Genomic DNA, 19,065 nt, shown 5'->3' with positions numbered 1-19,065 from the left:
ACCCTGGTTTTCTGGTTTTTCAAGATGCTGCGGTTTCGCGGCAGTTGGGGGGATTCGGAGCCGGTTGCGCGCTGGACGGGGGTAGGGGCCTCTGTTCATGAAGCGATGCCGAGGGGGGCATCATGCAACCGGAAGGTCGCGTTGCCGTGTCTATAGGGTGTGGATGACGTGGTGACAGCGACCCACCACTGATACGTCTGTGAAGGTCGAGGGGGACCTGCCGCAGACGGAAGGAAGCGACGAAACACGCGGTGTCCGCGTGTGGGGGGAATGACTCATGACGTCGAGGCCGACGGGCGCCCGGCAGCAGGACCACGACCCGTCCCAGACCACCCAGCTCAGGGTTCCGGCCCATCGGATGAGCACCACGGGGACGTTCCGGCGGATCAAGAAGACGCTGCCGCGATACGACTACGAGCACTACAGCCGGCTCGCGGGTCCCCTCACCCAGCCTGATCCGACCAAGCCGTACAAGGTGCAGTACCGGTCGCTGATCTCACAGGAACCGCACCGTATAAGAGTCGCCCTGATGCTGGCCGCGGCCCCGGTGCTGTCCGTGGTGCTGCTGGTGTGGCTGCTCCAGCCCGAGCACTGGACCGAGCGCGACTACCCGGCCTTCGACTGGCTGCCCGCGCTCGACATCGTGATGCTGGTCTCGATCGGTCTGATCGAGTTCTTCCGCTGCATGAACGTGGTGTCGAACGCGCACGCCACGCTGGTCGCCCGCGACCCGATCCCGGTGGTGCCCGAGACCGGCACCAGAGTGGCCTTCCTCACCTCCTTCGTGCCCGGCAAGGAACCGCTGGAGATGGTGACGAAGACCCTGGAGGCGGCCGTCAGGATCCGCCACCGGGGCCTGATGCACGTATGGCTGCTCGACGAGGGCGACGACCCCGAGGTGAAGGCGGTCTGCGAGCGCCTCGGCGTGCACCACTTCTCCCGCAAGGGCGTCGCCAAGTGGAACCAGGCCAAGGGCCCGCACCGCGCCAAGACCAAGCACGGCAACTACAACGCCTGGCTGGAGGCGCACGGCGACGACTACGACTTCTTCGCCTCGGTCGACACCGACCACGTGCCGCTGCCCAACTACCTGGAGCGGATGCTCGGCTTCTTCCGCGACCCGGACGTCGGCTTCGTCATCGGCCCGCAGGTCTACGGCAACTACGACAACCCCATCACCAAGGCCGCCGAGTCGCAGCAGTTCCTGTTCCACGCGCTGATCCAGCGCGCGGGCAACCGCTACGGCTCCCCCATGTTCGTCGGCACTTCCAACGCCGTGCGCATCAAGGCGCTCAAGCAGATCGGCGGTCTGTACGACTCGATCACCGAGGACATGGCGACCGGCTTCGAGATGCACCGCCACAAGAACCCGGCGACGGGCAACAAGTGGCGCTCGGTCTACACCCCGGACGTGCTCGCGGTCGGTGAGGGCCCCAGCGCCTGGACGGACTTCTTCACCCAGCAGATGCGCTGGTCGCGAGGGACGTACGAGACGATCCTCAAGCAGTACTGGAAGGGCTGGTACTCGCTGCCGCCGAGCAAGCTCTTCAACTACACGATGATGATCATCTTCTACCCGATGTCGGCCCTGAACTGGATCCTGGCGGCACTGAGCTGCTGCCTGTTCCTGGGCCTGGGCGCCTCGGGTGTGAACATCGACCCGGCGGTCTGGCTGATGCTCTACGGCAACGCCTCCGCCCTGCAGATCGGCCTGTACGTCTGGAACCGCCGGCACAACGTCTCGCCGCACGAGCCGGAGGGCTCCGGCGGTGTGGCCGGCATGGTGATGTCCGCGCTGTCGGCGCCGCTGTACGCGAAGGCGCTGATCGACTCGGTACTGCGGCGCAAGAGCAAGTTCGTGGTCACGCCCAAGGGTGATTCGGCGAGCCCGGACCGCTGGTTCGGGACGTTCCGCTACCACTGGTACTTCGTCGCGATCTTCGGTGCGTCGATCGCGGCCGGCTTCGTCTTCGGCCACTCGCACCCCGCGATGATCATCTGGGCGACGTTCGCGCTGCTGATCACCGCCTCGCCGGTCTTCGCCTGGCGCTGGCAGCTGCGGCAGGACGCGAAGAAGCCCGCCGCTCCCGCCGCGGAGCAGCCGCAGGACCCTGCGGGACCGCACCGGACGCAGCCGCTGCCCATCCCGCAGCAGCCGTCGGCGGCGCACGCCTCGCAGCACAAGCCCGGTTGGGCCGCCACCCCTGGCGCAAACGGGGAGGTCGGGGGGACCGACCAGACCATGCAGATCGCCCTTGGTGGACTTGGGGGACGTAAGGAATGAACGACCGTGCAGGCCGCCGCCGGGCCCGTCGACTCGCGATCGGCACGGCGGTGGTACTCGCGCTGGCCGGGATGAACGGGCCGTGGCTCTACCGCTTCGGCACCGAGAAATACCACCAGTACACAATCAACAAGCCGGAGTACAAGGCCGCGAACGGCAAGTGGGAGATCATCGAGTTTCCCGAGGAGTACCGGCAGAACACGATCCACGCGGCACTGCTGCGCACCGGCAAGGTGCTGCTCGTCGCGGGTTCGGGCAACGACCAGGACAACTTCGACGCGAAGAAGTTCGACACCCGGATCTGGGACCCGGTCAAGGGCACCATCAAGAAGGTCCCCACGCCCAGCGACCTGTTCTGCACGGGCCACACCCAGCTCGCCAACGGCAACCTGCTGATCGCGGGCGGCACGAAGCGGTACGAGAAGCTCAAGGGTGACGTCACCAAGGCCGGCGGCCTGATGATCGTCCACAACGAGAACCCGGACAAGCCGATCACGCTGCCCGCGGGCACCAAGTTCACGGGCAAGGAGAACGGCAAGACCTTCGTCTCGAAGGACCCGGTGCTCGTGCCGCGCGCGAAGAAGGTCTTCGACAAGGCGACCGGCAAGTTCCTGCGCAACGACCCCGGCCTCGGCCGGATCTACGTCGAGGCGCAGAAGCGGGGCAAGAAGTACGAGACCGGCACGCAGGACAACTACCGCGTGCACGGCCTGAAGGGCGCCGACGCCAAGAACACCTACGGCATCGCGCAGAAGCTCGCCCTCGACAAGAAGGACTTCCAGGGCATCCGGGACGCCTTCGAGTTCGATCCCGTGGCCGAGAAGTACATCAAGGTCGACCCGATGAAGGAGGCCCGCTGGTACCCGACGCTCACCACCCTGAGCGACGGGAAGATCCTCAGCGTCTCCGGCCTCGACGACATCGGCCAGCTCGTCCCGGGCAAGAACGAGGTCTTCGACCCGAAGACCAAGAAGTGGAGCTACACGGACAAGGTCCGGCAGTTCCCGACCTACCCGGCGCTGTTCCTCATGCAGAACGGCAAGGTCTTCTACTCGGGTTCCAACGCGGGCTACGGGCCGGACAACGTGGGCCGTGACCCGGGCGTGTGGGACGTGGACACCAACAAGTTCACGAAGATCCCCGGCCTGAGCGACCCCAAGCTGATGGAGACGTCCGGCACGGTGCTGCTGCCGCCCGCGCAGGACGAGAAGTACATGGTGATCGGCGGCGGCGGTGTCGGCGAGTCCCAGGAGTCCAGCGAGAAGACCCGGATCGTCGACCTGAAGGCCGACACCCCGCGCTTCGTGGACGGCCCGTCCCTGGACAAGGGCACGCGCTACCCGAACGCCTCGATCCTGCCCGACGACAGCGTGCTGATCTCCGGCGGTTCGGAGGACTACCGGGGCCGCGGCGACTCCAACATCTTCGAGGCGCGCATCTACGACACGGAGAAGAACGACCTCAGGCGGGTCGCCGACCCGCTGGTGGGCCGCAACTACCACTCCGGGTCGATCCTGCTGCCCGACGGCCGCGTGATGTTCTTCGGCTCCGACTCGCTCTACGGCGACAAGGCCAACACCAAGCCGGGCGAGTTCGAGCAGCGCATCGAGATCTACACGCCGCCGTACCTCTACGGCGACGGGGACCAGCCCTCGCTGTCGGGCGGGCCGCAGACCATCGAGCGCGGCGGGACGGGCACCTTCACCTCGTCGGACGCGGCCAGGATCAAGAAGGCCCGGCTGATCCGCCCGAGCGCCGCCACGCACGTCACGGACGTCGACCAGCGCTCGATCGCACTGGACTTCAAGGCGTCCGGCGACAAGCTGACGGTGGCCGTGCCGAAGAACCGGAACCTGGTCCAGGCGGGCTGGTACATGCTGTTCGTGACGGACGACCGGGGCACGCCGAGCAAGGCGCAGTGGGTCAAGGTGCCGTAGCGATCGGCTGATCGGGGCGCTCTCCGGTATGGAGGGCGCCCCTTCGCGTGCCCGGCCACTGACGGGAAACACGCTTGACCTGCACACGGCATCTGGTGTGCTCTCGGTACGACATCGGTAACGCGTGTGGTCAACGGTGGCGGGGGAAACGGGAGATGACCGAGTCGACCACGTCGGACCCGGTGGCCGAGGACGTCCTGGCCGCCGCGACCGTCCAGGTCACGGGAACGGGCGGGCACATCGGCGGCCTGGGCGTGCTCATCGCGCCCACCCTCGTGCTGACCTGCGCCCATGTCGTCCTGGAGGCCTCGCAACGGCCGGCCCGCCAGGAGGAACGCCCCGACGGGCCCCTCGGTGTCCGCCTGGTCCTGCGCGAGGGCGAGCCGGTGGATGCCGTCGTCCTCGACTGGGTGCCCGTACGCGCCAACGGCACCGGGGACGTCGCCGTGCTGTCCCTGTCCCGCCCGCTTCCCGAGGCCCGGCCGGTCCTGATGGTGGCGCCCCGGGACGTCTGGGACCACAGAGCCATCGTTTTCGGACTGCCCAGGGACGACACCGGCGGCGGCTGGCACACCGCCCGGCTGCGCGCCCGGACCGGCACGGGCCGGCTTCAGATGTCGCCGCTCGACGGGCAGTCGGACCCGATCCAGCCCGGCTTCAGCGGCTCCGCCGTGTGGGACGAGGACCTAAGTGCCGTGGTCGGCATCGTCGCCTCGATCTCACCGGCGCACCGCGGGCAGGCCTTCTGCATCCCGACCCGCACGGTCCTCGACGAACTCCCGGATCTGGCCCGACTGCTCGCGCCCGACTCCCCGTTCCCGGGCCTGCGCCCGTACACCGAGGAGCACAGCGCGCACTTCTTCGGCCGGGACGAGGACATCACCGCGGTCGTCGACCTGCTCTGCCCGCACGGGTCACCCGAGGGCTGTGTGACACTGACCGGCCCCTCCGGCTCGGGCAAGTCCTCCCTCCTCCTGGCGGGCGTCCTGCCCCGTCTGCAGGAGCAGGACGTGGAGGTCGTCCCCCTGCGCGCGGAGGGCCGTCAACCCGACGCCGCGGCGATCCGCGAGGCACTGCGGACCCACCGCTCGGCTCGCGGACTCGTACTGGCCCTCGACCAGGCGGAGGCGCTGCTGCTGCGCCCCGAGGAGGAGCTGCGCACCCTGGTGGACGCCCTCCTCGACGCCTGCCGGCACCCCGGGGTGGCGGTCCTGGTCGCGCTGCGGACCGACTTCCAGGACGCGGTCCTGCGCCACCCGGAGCTGAGCCGGCTGGTCGGCGGAGCGCCCGCGCACCAGCTGGGCCTGATGACCCGCGAGCAGCTCACCGAGGTGGTCCGGCTGCCCCTGCGGGCCTTCCCAGGCGTGGAGTACGACAGCGGACTGGCCGACCGGCTCATCGAGGACGCGGCGGGCCGGCCGGGAGCCCTGCCCTTGCTCGGCTTCGTCCTGACGACCCTGTGGGAACGGCAGGTCGGCGGCCGGCTGCGCCTCGACACCTACCGCGAACTCGGCGGCCTCGGCGGGGTGCTGAGCAGCAGGGCGGACTCCGCGTGGCAGCGGGCGCTGCGGGGAGCGGCGGAGGATGCCGCGACCGGGCTGCTGCGCGCGCTGGTGCGGATCCCGCCCGGCAGCGCCACGCCCCTGCGCGCCCGGCTCGCCCGCCGCGACGCCGGCGAGGAGCAGTGGGCCATCGCCCGCGCACTCGCCGAGGCCCGGGTCCTGGTGCTGGGCGCGGACCCCGAGCGGGGCGAGACGGTCGAGCTGGCCCACGAGGCCCTCATCGAACACTGGCAGCCGCTCGCGCAGCAGCTGGAAAAGGACCGTACGTTCCTCACCTGGCGCGGTGAACTGCGCTACGACCGCGCCCGCTGGTTGCGGGCAGGGCGGCCCGACGGGCTGCTGCTGGAGGATCCGGCGCTGTCGGTGGCGGAAGGGTGGCTCGCGCGGCGGGCTGCCGAACTGACGGACGAGGACCGGGAGTTCGTCGAGGCGAGTGCCGGGCTGCGGGCGCGCAAGGAGCAGGAGACCGCGAGGTCCGAGCGCCGCAAGCGGTATCTGCGGGCGCTGTGGGCCGTGGTCACGGTGCTGGCCGTGGTGGCGGCCACGGTGGTGTCCGTGCTGTATCTGAACCTGCTGACGGAGCAGCGGCGGCTGGCGTCCGACCGGCTGGCGCGGCAGGCCGCGAGTCTCGACGGCACGTCGTTGACGGCCTCCGCGCTGTACACGGTCGGGGCGTACCGGGCCGAGGCCCGCCCGGACGCGCGTTCCGCGCTGCTCGCGCAGTATCTGCGGTCGCAGGACGTGGAGCGGGTCGTGATGGAGGGGCATAACGACGTCGAGGACATCGCCCTCACGGACGACGGTTCGTTCGCCTACACCGTGCTGGCCAACGGCGACTTCGTGCGGCTGGACCTGCGCGGGAAGAAACGGCCCAAGCCCTTCCTGTTCTCGAAACGGCAGGACACCGAACGGATCGCCGTGTCGGCCGACGGGCGGAGGGTGGCCCGGGCGAGCGACTGGGGTCTGATCTCCCTCGGCGTACCGCTCTCCTCCGACCCGGAGAAGTTCCGGATCATTGCCCTGCGCGAGGGCGAGGCCGTGGAGAAGAACCCGCGTGCCGCCAACGACCTGCGCTTCGACGGGGACAGGAAGCGGATCCTCGCCGCGATCCCCCGTGAGGGCGTGCTCATGTGGAACGCGGACGACGGCCGCCGCACGGGCCGCACCCTGGCCCCGCCGCGCGGCTGGGACGCGGCGCAGGCCTGGTTCGCCGCGGACGACACGGTCGTGGCACGGATCGTGCCCTCCGGGGCGGAAGCGGACGACGTACGGGGCCGACTGGTCGCCTGGGACCTCGACCGGGGTTCGTTGCGCCGCCCCTGGGAAGAGCGCGCCACCGCCGCCGCCACGGTCAGCGGCAACGGCCGCGTCCTGGTCACCTGTACCGAGCAGGGCTCACTCGAAGCGTGGCGGCTGGGCACCACGCCCCGGCGCTTCCAGAGCTGGAGCAACACCGCCTTTCAGGGGCTGTGTCCGCTCCACACGCCCCGCCTCGACGCCACGGGCCGCTACCTGGTCAATCCCACCGGGCGCATCGGCAGCGACCTGGGCCGGATGCGCTTCCTCCTCATCGACCTGGACAAGGGCTGGCCGGCCACCTTCGACACCCCTGCCGCGGCCCCCGAGGACCAGAACATCACCGGCCGCTCCTTCGCTCCGGCGGTCGCGCTGGCCGGCTCTCCGGACGACCTGCGCGCCGCCGTCTCCGTCGGCGGAAGCATCGTCACCGTACGCGTCGAGCCGCCCACGTCCTTCGACTCCAACTCGCTGGTCAACCGCATCCGCACACCGGACGGACCGAGCGGCAGAATGGCGGTCGTCGACACCAGCGGCAGCGGACTGCAACTGTGGAACCTGGCCGACCACCGGCTCCTGGCGACCGCGCGCCCGTCCCGGCCGCTGGCCCGGCTCTACGCCGCCTTCAGCCCGGACGGGCGACGGATGCTGACCATCGCCCAGGACGAGCGGACGGTCCTCGTCTGGCGGATCGACGGCTCTTCCCTGACGGAGGAGCACGTCCTCGAACTGCCGGCCCCTCCCGACATCACGGCTTCCGGGGCGGATCCGCAGACGGGGCTCGTCCCGTCCTGGATCAACCTGAGCTTCTCCGACGACGACCACGCCGTGATCTCGGGGCTGTCGTACGTCTCCCGCTGGAATCTCGACACGGGCAAGACGGTCGGTGAGATCTACCGGCCTCCCGTCCAGGAGCGGGCCCAGCTCGCCAACGAGGCGACCGGCACCTTCGCCACCGCCGTACCGGGAAAACCGCAGGCGGTGGTGCGGACGGTGGGCGAGATCGGCGTCTGGGACTTCACCACCGGTGAGTTCAAGCGGTGGATCAAGAGGGAGGGCGGGGACCGGTCGGTCCGGTCGTTCGCCCTCTCCCCCGAGGGGAAGTTCCTCGCCGTGCAGGACGCCGGTGGCCGGGTACGCCTGCGGGACGTACAGAAGAAGACGTGGCGGCAGGATCTCACCAGCAACGGCGTCTACTACCTCGGCCGCTTCCTCGGCGACCGCCTGCTCCACACGACCACCGCCGCCGGTGAACAGGTCGTCTGGGACATCGACAAGCGCCAGGACACCTACCGCTACTACGTGGGCTACGGCTCGGTCCTCTCACCGAGCACCGACGGCAAGTCCCTCACGATCGTCGACGGCTCGCGCACCTCCGTGATCCCCCTCGAACCCGAGCGGTGGATGGACCGGCTGTGCGCCCTGGCGGGGCGGGAGCTGACCGAGGACGAGAAGGAACTGGCCGTCGAGCCCGATCTGGTCGCCGACGTGTGCCCGGCCCTCTAGTCAGGAACTCGCCCTGGCCAGCTTCAGCGCGTAGTCCGACCACCACTGGCCCGCCTTGGGGCCGCCCTTGCACTCGCCGTCCGACTCGCCCGGCCGCTTGACCCACAGGTACGCGTCGACCAGCGGGTCCGCCGTCTTCGTCGTCGGCGTCTCCCCGAGGGCCCGGCCGGGCGGGTTGCACCAGCGCTCGTCCGGGTTGCCCTGAGTGTAGGGACCCTTGCCGTTGCGGCTGGTGTCGATGACGAAGTGCTTGCCGCCGACCTTGGCGGAGAGCTGCTTGCCGTAGGCGATGGAGTCTTCGGTGGAGTAGAAGTTGGAGACGTTGACGGAGAAGCCGTCGGCCTGGTCGATGCCGGCCCACTTCAGCGGCTCGAAGATCTGGTCGGGGTTCTTCCAGCCGGCGTTGCCCGCGTCCAGGTAGACCTTCGTGTTCTTCAGGGACTTGAGCTTGCTGACGGCACCCTTGAGGAGGTCGTAGCGCTCCTCGTGGAACTGCTCCGGGGTGCAGCCGTCCACCAGGTGCAACAGCGCGTCCGGTTCGAGGATGACCGTGGCGGAGCGGTCGCCGATGCCCGCCGCCACGCCGTCGAGCCACTGGCGGTAGGCGTTGCCGTCGGCGGCTCCGCCCTGCGAGTACTGGCCGCAGTCGCGGTGCGGGATGTTGTACAGCACGAGCAGTGCCGTACGGCCGGCCTTGTCGGCGGCCTCGGTGAACCCCTTGGTCTGCTCCCGCGGGTTGTCCGGGCCGATCCACTCGGCGACCGGCTGCTCGGCGATCTTGCGGAGGTGCTCGGCGTCCTGCTTCTTGCCGGTCTTCTCCAAGGCGGCGACCTGCTGGGCCGCCGTGCCATCCGGATTGACCCAGAACGGGGCCTTTTCCTTGGGCTGTTGAGTGATTCCGGCGCCCGCGTCGGCTCCGTCCGCCCCGTCCCCTCCGTCACCGGAGGAACAGCCCGCGATCAGCAGTGCCGCCCCCAGCACCGCTGCGGACACCCGCCTTCCGGCGGCTGTCCCTACCCCCCTGTTGCCGTACATCCAACTCCCCCTTGGGCACACTGTTAAGTCTCAATCCTGACATACGTCGCGCAGCTCCCGTGGGAGCAAAGCCCACCTGCACCCGTGACGCAGAGCCACCGAGCCGGGACTTGACGTTATCCAACCTCTAGGCCCGGGCGGCCCATTGGTTCTAGAGTCTTCTCAGCAGGGCCCGGCCTCCGGCCAGAGCTTCACCCACCGTGGCTCCCGCGCCCTCCCGCGCAGCTCGCCGGGTTACTCCCGCAGCCCGTGCGCGCGGTCGAGGACCAGCCCGGTCGGCGACTTCAGGGGGAGCGAGTCGTCGACCGGGCTGGGTGGGCGCCCGGGGCCGCGACAGGCCCTACAGGCCCGTGCCCGTCAGGTACGCCGACACCACCACGTTCGCCGTGTAGCTGCGGGTCGTACGGTCGAAGCTGCCGCCGCAGGTGACCAGCCGCAGTTCGGCACGGCCCGCCTCGCGGGGGCCGTAGGCCTGGTGGGCGTCGAAGTGGTCGCGGGTGAGGACCTGGACGGACTCGACGGTGAACTCCGCGACCTTGGCGTCGGCCCGGATCACCCGGATCGTCTGGCCCGGACGCATGGCGCTGACCTTGTAGAAGACGGCGGGCCGGGTGTCGGTGTCGACGTGACCGACCATCAGCGCGGTGCCCGGCGCCCCGGGTGCCACGCCGCCCGCGTACCAGCCGACCACGCCCGGCTGGTCGTACGGGGGCGGATCGAGCGCGCCGCGCGCGTCCAGTCCCCGCGCCACCACGGGCGCCTGCACCCCGAGCCCGGGGATGTCGACGCGCTGGGGCAGCGCGTCGCCCAACGGGCGGTGCTCGGGCGGCAGTTTCACGTCCGGGGGACGTCCGGCCGCCGCCATGTCACCGGTCGTAGGGGCGGATATGCCGTGCCGTACGTCGGTGACCTCGCGGCCCCACAGCCACAGCCCGAGCAGCAGCGCCACCCAGGTCACGCCGGCCAGCAGACGGCCGGTGCCGGAGGAGCGGCCCTTGATGCGTTCCTGTTCTCGATCGTGTTCGGACATGGTCAGTCCGTTCCACGGCTGCGGCGGACACCGCCCAGCGCGACGACCACCGCGGCGACGCCCGCGAGCACCAGGCCGGTCACGCCCTGTGCCGTGCCGGGACCGGCCCCGCGGTCCTCGGCGGCGACGAGGTCCGCCGCGCCACCACCGCCCGCCCGGACCGGGGCCACGGGCGAGGGGTGCGCGCCCGGCCGCCGGAAGGCGGACTGCTCCTCGTCTCCCCCGGGCGTGGACCGCTGCCCGTCACCGGCACCGTCCCCGTCTTCGCCGTCTTCGCCGGGCGCGGACGACTGCCCACCGCCCTCGGGCACGGGCGGCTGACCCACGGTGCCGGGTGCGGGGGGCCGGCCGCCCGTCCCGGGTGCGGCAGGCAGGCCGCCGGTCCCGGCGAAGACGGGCGGGGACGACGAAGACTCGTCCGTCCCGGACGCCGACCGCCGCCGTCCGTCACCTTCCCGGACGGTGAACGTGCCGGCCCGTTCGGCGTCCCCGCAGCGGACCTGCACGGCGTACGTCCCCGCGTCGAGGGTGGAGCGGACGCGGCTCTCGCCGACGAGGTCACCGTCGGTGACGGTGAGCCGCGCGTCCGCGACGAACGCCGCCGAGCGGGCGACGGCCGTTCTCTCCGCACAGCCGGTCACGCGGAGCGTGACGTCACTGCCGGGCGCGGGGGTCGCCGGGGTCACCGCGACGCCCCCTGCGTCCGCCGCGTACGCCGCCGGGGTGAGGGCGGCCGCGACCAGGACGCTCGTACAGACAGTGACTCTCAGGGAACCCATCGTGAACCTCCAGACGCCTGGAGCCTCCCCCGCACGATGGGTCACCGCATCCTCAGGGACGCGGCGACTGCTCCGTACGGGTGGCGACGGGTTTGAGCTCCGGCCCGCTGCCACGGGCCCGGGGGCCCGCTGCTCCCGGGCTCAGACCCGGTCGACGAGGTCCGCGATGGAGTCCACGACCTGCGACGGCCGGTACGGGAAGCCCTCGACCTGGTCGGGCCTGGTCAGGCCGGTGAGCACCAGGAACGTCTGCATCCCGGCCTCCATGCCCGCCAGCACGTCCGTGTCCATGCGGTCGCCGATCATCGCGCTGCTCTCGGAGTGCGCCCCGATGGCGTTCAGCCCGGTCCTCATCATCAGCGGGTTGGGCTTGCCCGCGAAGTACGGCTTCTTGCCGGTCGCCTGGGTGATCAGCGCGGCCACCGCGCCGGTCGCGGGCAGCGGGCCCTCGGTGGACGGGCCCGTCTCGTCGGGGTTGGTGCAGATGAAACGGGCGCCGCCGAGGATGAGCCGCACCGCCTTCGTCATGGCCTCGAAGGAGTACGTGCGGGTCTCGCCGAGGACGACGTAGTCCGGCTCGTGGTCGGTCAGGATGTAGCCGATGTCGTGCAGCGCGGTGGTCAGGCCGGCCTCGCCGATGACGTACGCCGACCCGCCCGGCCGCTGGTCGTCCAGGAACTGGGCGGTGGCCAGGGCCGAGGTCCAGATGCTCTCGATCGGCACGTCCAGGCCCATGCGACGCAGCCGGGCGTGCAGGTCGCGCGGGGTGTACATCGAGTTGTTGGTGAGGACGAGGAAGGGCTTCCCGGACTCGCGCAGCTTCTTGAGGAAGGCGTCGGCGCCGGGGATCGGGACGCCCTCGTGGATGAGTACACCGTCCATGTCGGTGAGCCACGACTCGATGGGCTTGCGGTCTGCCATGTGCGGGATCTCCTGCCGTACGCGTGCAGCGTGCGCCTTGGGGCCGGGTTCCCCAGCCTAAACAGTGGCCGGATCTTGGGGAATGGCCCGTGTACGGAGTCCCGACAGGCGGGACGGCTCCTCAGCGGCTCAGAGGCTCAGCGGCGCCGCCGCGCGAGGAGCAGTGCCGCGCCCCCGGCGAGCAGCATCGCCGTGGCGGCCACGGCGGCCACGGCGGCCACGGCGACTTGGTCGCCGCTTCCCGAATGGGCGAGTTCCTCGGCGAACGGGAGACGGTCCTCGCGGGGCGGGACGGAGGCCTCGGAGTCGGGGTCGGGGTCGGGGTCGGGGTCGGAGTCGGGCTGGGAGTCGGGCTGGGAGTCGGTACCGCCGTCGATCTCCGGCTCGCCCCCGTCGATCGGCCCGTCACCGCCGATGCCGAAGCGGTAGTCGTTCGACTGTCCGACCCAGTCGCCGTCGTCGTCGTGCCGCTGCACCACGGCGGCGTTGACGGTGACCTTGTTCGGTACGGCGTCCGAGGTGACCGCGAGCCGCACCTTCACGGAGACGGTCCTGCCCGGCCCGACGGTGAACCCGGCGAAGCGGTCCTCGTCGTCGGCGAACGCCCCGATGAGCTCGTCCTCGTCTGTCTTCTCGAACCGCACGGGGTGGGCCCGCGTCCCCTCGAAGAACTCCAGCCGGGGCTGCGACGGCTCCAGCGCCCGCTTGTCGTCGACGAGCACGACGACGGGGTGGATTCCGGTGCACGGCCGGTCGGTCGTGTTGGCCAGCTCGACGTACCAGGTCCCGAACCCGCCCCCGGCCTCGTAGGCGCCGGGCCCGCCGTGGATGCGGGTGGTGAGCGGAAAGGTGTGGTCGTCGGGCGCGGCACAGTCGGGCGCCGGCTCGTCCGCGTACGCCGGAGGAGCCCCGGCGAGCAGAACGGCGGCTGCCGCCGCGAGGCAGAGGTGAGCGGGCGTGCAGGGTCGCATGGAGATGTGACATTGCCGGATGGAGCCGAAAGCGAGCCGACGTCGCCGGGAAGGCCCCCGAACGGCGGCACGGATCCGCCCGGTCGGCGCACACCTCAGGCGACCGGACAGCATCCTCAGCGCCGCCCCAGCGCCTTCGCACGCGAGTGGGCCCAGCCGGTCAGGAGCACACCGGCGGCGGTGAGAACCGCGTAGGCCAGCAGCGTGGGGAGGAACCCTCCGGGGAGCCCGTCCAGCAGCCCCCGGTCATCGTTGTCGACGAGGAGCCGGACGAGCGCCTGGGCGCAGACGACCAGCATCACCATGCCGAGGACCTGTAGGACGTCGTACTTCATGGACTTCCCTTCCGGGGGGAGAGGTGGGCGCAGGAGTGCGTGTGCTGACGTTACGAACGTATCAATCAGATGGAGGGTTCAAGCCCATAACCGAAGCTGGTTTCCGGCATTACGTCACACTTCTTCAGCGCGCTATCGTGAAGGCGTGCGTGACGAAAAGAAACGGGCGTGCCCGGTGTGCGGCAAGCCCACGCTCCGTTCGAGCCGGGGCCGCCCGCCCATCTACTGCTCCCGGAGCTGTCAGGCCCGGGCGTACCGCCGGCGCCGGCAGCCGCTGCCCGCTCCGGGCACTCCGCCCGCGCCCCGGCCGACGGACGTCCGGGCACGGCAGCGCCGCCGGATCGCCGAGGCGGTGTGGCGCATCGCGGCCGAGCAGGGGCTGGACGCGGCGAGCATGCGCAGGATCGCGGCGGAGGCCAGGGTGTCGCTGCGGGTCGTGCAGTACCACTTCGACTCCAAGCACGCCTTGATGGTCGACGCGCTGCGGCTGCTGCACGAGGAGAACGAACGGCTGGCCCAGGAGCGTATTCCGTACGACATGACAGAGCCCTGCGCGCTGCTGCGGGCGGTGCTGGACGAGTTCCTGCCGTTGGACGAGCAACGCGCCTTCGCCCTGCGGGTGTTCACGGCGTACTACGCGCGGAGCCTCACCGATCCCGTGCTCGCCGAGGTCTTCCTGACCGCCGAGCAGCCGCTGGAACGGCTCGTCGCGGACATCATCGGGGTGGGTGAGGCGGCGGGGAGCACCGCGCCGGGCATCGACCGGGTGCGCGAGGCCGACCTGCTGGTGTCGGGAGCGGTCGGGCTGGGCCTGGACGTGCTGCACGGCCGCCGCTCACTCGCGGACGTACGTACGGTGCTGGAGTACCACCTGGGGCGGATCTTCCCGGACACCGCGGGGGCGCCCGGGCGGAATCCGGCCGTTACGGCGCATACGAGCACTGCAGCGAACACGACCGTTGCAGCGAATCACGAGCGCTGCAGCTGATACGACCGGTGGAGCGAATCCGGTCCACATGCCGGACCCCGCCCACACGCCGAACCAGGCCCGAACGGCGAACCCGGCCCACACTGCGAATCCGGCCCACGCCTCGCAGTCGCCTCCCACAGGGAATCCGGCCCTCACACCAAGTCCAGCCCCCTCACCGGATCCCGCCCCCGCCCCTCACCCGGCCCCCCGCCCGAACACCGGCCCCAGCACCAGCTGAGCCGCGCCCACCGCGACGCCCCGTTCCCCGCCCGGCGCGACCCGCACCGGCACGGCGTCCTCCCCCGTCCGCCGCGCCCGCGCCCCCAGTACCGCCCCGACTCCCCGCACGAACGCCTCCGGCGCCGCGGCCACCGTCCGGCCGCCCAGCAGCACCACGTCGATGTCCAGGAGGCCCACCAGGTTCGCCGCGCCCGCTCCCAGCACCCGTGCCGCCTCTTCCACGTCCCCGCGCGCCACCGCACCGAGGCACAACGCCTCCACACAGCCCCGGTCGCCGCAGGTGCACGGCGGGCCGTCCAGCTGGATCACCTGGTGGCCGAACTCCCCGGCCCCGGTCCTGGCTCCCCGGTGCACGCTCCCGCCGATCACCAGACCGGCCCCCAGCCCCGTACCGAGGTGCAGATACGCGAAGGAGCCGCCCTCGCCCCCGGCCGCCAGGCCGACCGCCGCGGCGTTGGTGTCCTTGTCGACGACGACCGGCACGCCGAGCCGCTCCGCCAGCGCCTCCCGCAGCGGGAAGCCGTCCCACTCGGGGAATCCGGTCACCCGGTGCAGCACACCCCGGACGTGGTCGAGCGGCCCCGGCAGCGCCACCCCCACCCCGAGCAGGGAACCGGCATGGGCGAGGGCCGGCGGCCCGGCGGGCAACGCCTCGGCCACCGTGGCCCCGGCAGCGCCCGGCACCGGCGCACGGAGAGCCTCCGCCGTCGTCACCCGGACAGCCTCCGACCCGGCCACGCGGAGAGCCTCCGCCTCCGCCGGCCCGGAAGTCGCCCGGACGGCCCCAGCCTCCGACGCACGGACAGCCCCCGCCCCCGTCGCCCTGGCAGCGTCCATCTCCGCCGCACGGACAGCCGCAGCCCCCGTCGCCCTGGCAGCGTCCATCTCCGCCGCACGGACAGCCCCAGCCTCCGACGCACGGCCAGCCTCCGCCTCCGACGCACGGCCAGCCCCCGCCCCAGTCACCCGCACGGCCTCCGCCCCCGCCGCACGGTCAACCTCCGCCCCCGCCCCCCGCCAGGCTTCCCCCACCGTCGCCCGCACAGCATCCGTCACCGCCGTCAGCACCGCTCCCGCACCCGCCCCCAGGTCCAGCGCGGCCCGCCGCTCCCCCACCACCGTCCCGCGCAGATCCACGAGCACGGCCCGGACCTCGTCCCGGTCCAGGTGGACCCCCACCGCGTGCCCCGCCTCGGGCACCAGCCGCAGCACCGTGCGCGGTTTGCCCCCGGTCGACGCGCGGCGCCCCGCCTCCGCCGCGAGCCCGTCCTCCCGCAGCCGGGCCGTGATCTTGCTGACCGCCTGGGGGGTGAGGCCGGTCCGCTCCGCGAGTTCGAGCCGGCTGATGCCGTCGGGCCCTGCCGTCCGCAGCAGGTCGAGCACCAGCGCGGCGTTGTGGCTCCGCAAAGCGAGCAGATTCGCCCCGCTCCCTGTCCCTCCCCTCCCTGCCCCTCCGCTCCCAGCCCCTCCGGTCCATGTCCCTGCGGCGCCGCGCATGCCGCCCACTCCGCCCATTCCACCCGTACGGTCGTCCGCCCTGTTCACGCCCACGCCCTCCATTGTCCCTGGCGCTTGCACTTTGGCAACAGCGTTGCCAAAGTGGGTGCCATGACTGGCACACCCCTCGGCAGCCCCGGCTCGCCCCTCCGCGTCGGCCTCGTCGGTTACGGCCTCGCCGGCTCCGTCTTCCACGCCCCGCTGATCGCCGCCACCGAGGGCCTCGCCCTCGACACGGTGGTCACCTCGAATCCGGAGCGGCAGCAGCAGGCCCGTGCCGAGTTCCCGGACGTGCGCCTCGCCGACGGCCCGGACGAGCTGTTCGACCGGGCCGCCGAGCTGGATCTGATCGTCGTCGCGTCCCCGAACAAGACGCACGTGCCGCTCGCCACCGCCGCGCTCCAGGCCGGTCTGCCGGTCGTGGTCGACAAGCCCGTCGCGGGCACGGCGGCCGAGGCCCGTGAGCTGGCCGCCCTGGCCGAGGAGCGTGGACTGCTCCTCTCCGTCTTCCAGAACCGCCGCTGGGACAACGACTTCCTCACCCTGCGCAAGCTGCTGTCCGAGGGCGAGTTGGGTGACGTCTGGCGCTTTGAGTCCCGCTTCGAGCGCTGGCGTCCGAAGCCGAAGGGCGGCTGGCGGGAGTCCGGCGACCCCGCAGAGATCGGAGGTCTGCTGTACGACCTCGGCAGTCATGTCGTCGACCAGGCGCTGGTCCTCTTCGGCCCGGCGGCCGCCGTGTACGCGGAGTCGGACATCCGCCGCCCGGGCGCCGAGACGGACGACGACACGTTCATCGCCATCACGCACACCAACGGCGTCCGCTCGCACCTCTACGTCTCCGCGACAACCGCCCAGCTCGGCCCCCGCTTCCGCGTCCTCGGCTCCGCCGCCGGCTACGTCAAGTACGGCCTCGACCCCCAGGAGGCGGCCCTGCGCGAAGGCCACCGCCCCGGGCCCGGCTGGGGCGCGGAGCCCGAGTCGCTGTGGGGCCGCGTGGGCTCCGGCGAGTCCCCGGTCACGGGAGGCGGCCGGCCCGAACCCACCCTCCCGGGCGACTACCCCGCTTACTATGCGGCCGTGGCGAAGGCCCTGCTGGAGGGGGCCCCGAACCCGGTGACCGCCCTGGAGGCGGCCGCCGCCCTGGACGTACTGGAAGCCGCCCGTCGTTCGGCCCGCGAGAAGGTGACGGTGACCCTGTGACCCACAAGAGCAACCCCTCGCACAGCCAGGAGCTCACCCCGAAGTTCCACCCGGAGCTCACCCCGAGTCTGGAGGAGCTGGAGAAGGAGGAACGCCGCCTGGTGTTCCGCCAGTTCACCCACGACGACGCCTGGGCACTCGGCTCGCTCCTCGTCGACATGGCCCGGGAGCGCCAGGCCCCGGTCGCGATCGACATCCACCGCGCCGGCCAGCAGCTGTTCCACGCGGCGCTGCCCGGCTCCACCCCCGACAACGACGCCTGGATCGAGCGCAAGCGCCGGGTGGTGGAGCGCTACGGCTCCGCCTCCTACCTGGTGGGCGCCCGCTTCCGCGCCAAGGGCACGACGTTCGAGGAGTCCTCGCGCCTCGACCCCGACACGTACGCGGCGCACGGCGGTTCCTTCCCGATCACCGTCGAGGGCGTCGGCGTGATCGGCGCGGTGACGGTGTCCGGGCTGCCGCAGCTCCAGGACCACCGGTTCGTCGTCGAGGCCCTGGAGCGGTTCCTGGACGGCTAGTTGCGGTTCCTGGACAGCTGGTTGCTGTCGGAATCATCGGCGGCCCCCTCCGGTTGGCACCTGCAGTACGCATGATCGAACATGGCGCCCAACCGGAGGGATCCCAACCGATGACCACCGCCCTGAAGGAAACCGTCGGCCGGTACGGCATCTGGAGCGTAGGCCTGCGCTCGGAGGACCCGGACCGGCGCGGCGAACTCACCGAGGCCGCCGCCGAACTGGAGGAACTCGGCTACGGCGCCGTGTGGCTCGGCGGCAACAGCTCCGCCGCCAACGCCGCCCCGCTGATCGAGGCGACCTCGAAGCTCACCGTCGGCACGAGCATCCAGAGCATCTGGCAGCACGAGCCGGACGCCGCCGCCACGGCCTTCGGGGACCTGGAAGCGGCCCACCCCGGGCGTTTCCTGCTGGGCCTCGGGGTGAGCCACGCCAAGCGCGTGGAGCAGTACTCCCGCCCCTACTCGGCCCTCGTCGCCCACCTCGACGGCCTGGACGCCGCCGGAGTGCCGGCCAACCGCCGCCTCCTGGCCGCTCTGGGCCCGAAGTCGCTGCGGCTGGCCCGCGACCGGGCGGCGGGCTCGATCCCGTACCTGGTCACCCCGGAACACACCGCGCACGCCCGCGAGATCCTGGGAGAGGCCCCGCTGCTGGCCCCCGAGCTGGGCGTCATCCCGGAGACGGACCCGTCCCGCGCCCGCGCCCTGGCCCGCGAGTTCCTCGAGATCTACCTCCCGCTGCCGAACTACACCAACAACTTCCTCCGGCACGGCTTCACCGAGGACGACCTGACGGACGGCGGCAGCGACCGCCTCGTCGACGCCCTGTTCGCCTGGGGCGACGAGACGGCGATCCGCGCCAAGATCGACGCCTTCTTCGAGGCGGGAGCGGACCACCTCGCCCTCCAGGTCCTGGACGGCGAGCCGCGCGACGCCCTGCCCAGGAAGGCGTGGCGCGACCTGGCAACCGTGCTGCTGGACTGACCCC

Annotated in this window: 14 protein-coding genes; 7 read left to right on the top strand and 7 right to left on the bottom strand. The window is 71.5% G+C overall.

Going from position 1 to position 19,065, the window contains the following annotated elements; genetic code table 11:
• Window positions 1-277: 277 nt before the first annotated feature.
• The 3 genes from ABZ192_RS36400 (at window position 278) to ABZ192_RS36390 (ending at window position 8,585) form a co-directional block, all read left to right on the top strand.
• A complete protein-coding gene (locus tag ABZ192_RS36400; protein WP_356928746.1) occupies window positions 278-2,284 on the top strand; it encodes a glycosyltransferase family 2 protein in 2,007 nt (668 codons plus the stop codon).
• Window positions 2,281-4,221: a kelch motif-containing protein gene (locus ABZ192_RS36395; RefSeq protein ID WP_356928745.1), complete on the top strand. Its 1,941-nt coding sequence runs from the start codon at window positions 2,281-2,283 to the stop codon at window positions 4,219-4,221. Before ABZ192_RS36400 ends, ABZ192_RS36395 begins: the two co-directional genes overlap by 4 nt.
• A 155-nt stretch (window positions 4,222-4,376) precedes the next feature.
• Entirely contained in the window at window positions 4,377-8,585 is a 4,209-nt protein-coding gene (locus ABZ192_RS36390) for a trypsin-like peptidase domain-containing protein (RefSeq protein WP_356928744.1), read from the top strand.
• Here the strand turns inward: ABZ192_RS36390 and ABZ192_RS36385 are convergent, their stop codons facing one another.
• The 6 genes from ABZ192_RS36385 to ABZ192_RS36360 all read right to left on the bottom strand — a co-directional run bounded on the left by ABZ192_RS36385 (window position 8,586) and on the right by ABZ192_RS36360 (window position 13,656).
• Window positions 8,586-9,620: a glycoside hydrolase family 6 protein gene (locus ABZ192_RS36385; protein ID WP_356928743.1), complete on the bottom strand. Its 1,035-nt coding sequence runs from the start codon at window positions 9,618-9,620 to the stop codon at window positions 8,586-8,588.
• 340 nt (window positions 9,621-9,960) lie between these two features.
• Window positions 9,961-10,650: a class F sortase gene (locus ABZ192_RS36380; protein ID WP_356928742.1), complete on the bottom strand. Its 690-nt coding sequence runs from the start codon at window positions 10,648-10,650 to the stop codon at window positions 9,961-9,963.
• A gap of 2 nt (window positions 10,651-10,652) precedes the next feature.
• On the bottom strand, window positions 10,653-11,429 hold the full coding sequence (locus ABZ192_RS36375; RefSeq protein WP_356928741.1) for a hypothetical protein: 777 nt from the start codon (window positions 11,427-11,429) through the stop codon (window positions 10,653-10,655).
• A gap of 141 nt (window positions 11,430-11,570) precedes the next feature.
• Window positions 11,571-12,350: an HAD-IIA family hydrolase gene (locus ABZ192_RS36370; protein ID WP_020274149.1), complete on the bottom strand. Its 780-nt coding sequence runs from the start codon at window positions 12,348-12,350 to the stop codon at window positions 11,571-11,573.
• A gap of 137 nt (window positions 12,351-12,487) precedes the next feature.
• A complete protein-coding gene (locus ABZ192_RS36365; RefSeq protein ID WP_356928740.1) occupies window positions 12,488-13,321 on the bottom strand; it encodes a hypothetical protein in 834 nt (277 codons plus the stop codon).
• Between the two features lie 116 nt (window positions 13,322-13,437).
• Complete coding sequence (locus tag ABZ192_RS36360; RefSeq protein ID WP_356928739.1) at window positions 13,438-13,656, bottom strand: hypothetical protein; 219 nt, start codon at window positions 13,654-13,656, stop codon at window positions 13,438-13,440.
• 145 nt (window positions 13,657-13,801) lie between these two features.
• On the opposite strand from ABZ192_RS36360, the gene ABZ192_RS36355 reads away from it, so the two are divergent.
• Window positions 13,802-14,644, top strand: a complete 843-nt coding sequence (locus ABZ192_RS36355) for a TetR/AcrR family transcriptional regulator (RefSeq protein ID WP_356928738.1) — start codon at window positions 13,802-13,804, stop codon at window positions 14,642-14,644.
• A 177-nt stretch (window positions 14,645-14,821) separates the two neighbouring features.
• On the opposite strand, the gene ABZ192_RS36350 is transcribed toward ABZ192_RS36355, so the two are convergent.
• The gene (locus ABZ192_RS36350; RefSeq protein WP_356928737.1) at window positions 14,822-16,273 is read right to left on the bottom strand and encodes an ROK family protein; all 1,452 of its coding nucleotides are present in this window, start codon (window positions 16,271-16,273) and stop codon (window positions 14,822-14,824) included.
• 201 nt (window positions 16,274-16,474) lie between these two features.
• Between ABZ192_RS36350 and ABZ192_RS36345 the strand changes: the two genes are divergently transcribed.
• The 3 genes from ABZ192_RS36345 (at window position 16,475) to ABZ192_RS36335 (ending at window position 19,061) form a co-directional block, all read left to right on the top strand.
• Window positions 16,475-17,563, top strand: coding sequence for a Gfo/Idh/MocA family oxidoreductase (locus ABZ192_RS36345; RefSeq protein ID WP_356928736.1), 1,089 nt, complete (start codon window positions 16,475-16,477; stop codon window positions 17,561-17,563).
• Entirely contained in the window at window positions 17,560-18,081 is a 522-nt protein-coding gene (locus ABZ192_RS36340; protein ID WP_356928735.1) for a heme-degrading domain-containing protein, read from the top strand. Before ABZ192_RS36345 ends, ABZ192_RS36340 begins: the two co-directional genes overlap by 4 nt.
• Window positions 18,082-18,191: 110 nt before the next feature.
• Complete coding sequence (locus ABZ192_RS36335; protein WP_356928734.1) at window positions 18,192-19,061, top strand: LLM class F420-dependent oxidoreductase; 870 nt, start codon at window positions 18,192-18,194, stop codon at window positions 19,059-19,061.
• The last annotated feature ends 4 nt before the right edge of the window (window positions 19,062-19,065 follow it).

It is taken from the genome of Streptomyces sp. NPDC006235 (genome assembly GCF_040613735.1).
Lineage (GTDB): Bacteria > Actinomycetota > Actinomycetes > Streptomycetales > Streptomycetaceae > Streptomyces.
This window is presented reverse-complemented; position numbering and strand designations above follow the sequence as displayed.

What these genes read in the sequence shown, in the direction of transcription:
- ABZ192_RS36400 (WP_356928746.1), top strand. Translation starts at nt 278, where the DNA reads ATGACGTCGAGGCCGACGGGCGCCCGGCAGCAGGACCACGACCCGTCC.
- ABZ192_RS36395 (WP_356928745.1), top strand. Translation starts at nt 2,281, where the DNA reads ATGAACGACCGTGCAGGCCGCCGCCGGGCCCGTCGACTCGCGATCGGC.
- ABZ192_RS36390 (WP_356928744.1), top strand. Translation starts at nt 4,377, where the DNA reads ATGACCGAGTCGACCACGTCGGACCCGGTGGCCGAGGACGTCCTGGCC.
- ABZ192_RS36385 (WP_356928743.1), bottom strand. Translation starts at nt 9,620, where the DNA reads ATGTACGGCAACAGGGGGGTAGGGACAGCCGCCGGAAGGCGGGTGTCC.
- ABZ192_RS36380 (WP_356928742.1), bottom strand. Translation starts at nt 10,650, where the DNA reads ATGTCCGAACACGATCGAGAACAGGAACGCATCAAGGGCCGCTCCTCC.
- ABZ192_RS36375 (WP_356928741.1), bottom strand. Translation starts at nt 11,429, where the DNA reads ATGGGTTCCCTGAGAGTCACTGTCTGTACGAGCGTCCTGGTCGCGGCC.
- ABZ192_RS36370 (WP_020274149.1), bottom strand. Translation starts at nt 12,350, where the DNA reads ATGGCAGACCGCAAGCCCATCGAGTCGTGGCTCACCGACATGGACGGT.
- ABZ192_RS36365 (WP_356928740.1), bottom strand. Translation starts at nt 13,321, where the DNA reads ATGCGACCCTGCACGCCCGCTCACCTCTGCCTCGCGGCGGCAGCCGCC.
- ABZ192_RS36360 (WP_356928739.1), bottom strand. Translation starts at nt 13,656, where the DNA reads ATGAAGTACGACGTCCTACAGGTCCTCGGCATGGTGATGCTGGTCGTC.
- ABZ192_RS36345 (WP_356928736.1), top strand. Translation starts at nt 16,475, where the DNA reads ATGACTGGCACACCCCTCGGCAGCCCCGGCTCGCCCCTCCGCGTCGGC.
- ABZ192_RS36335 (WP_356928734.1), top strand. Translation starts at nt 18,192, where the DNA reads ATGACCACCGCCCTGAAGGAAACCGTCGGCCGGTACGGCATCTGGAGC.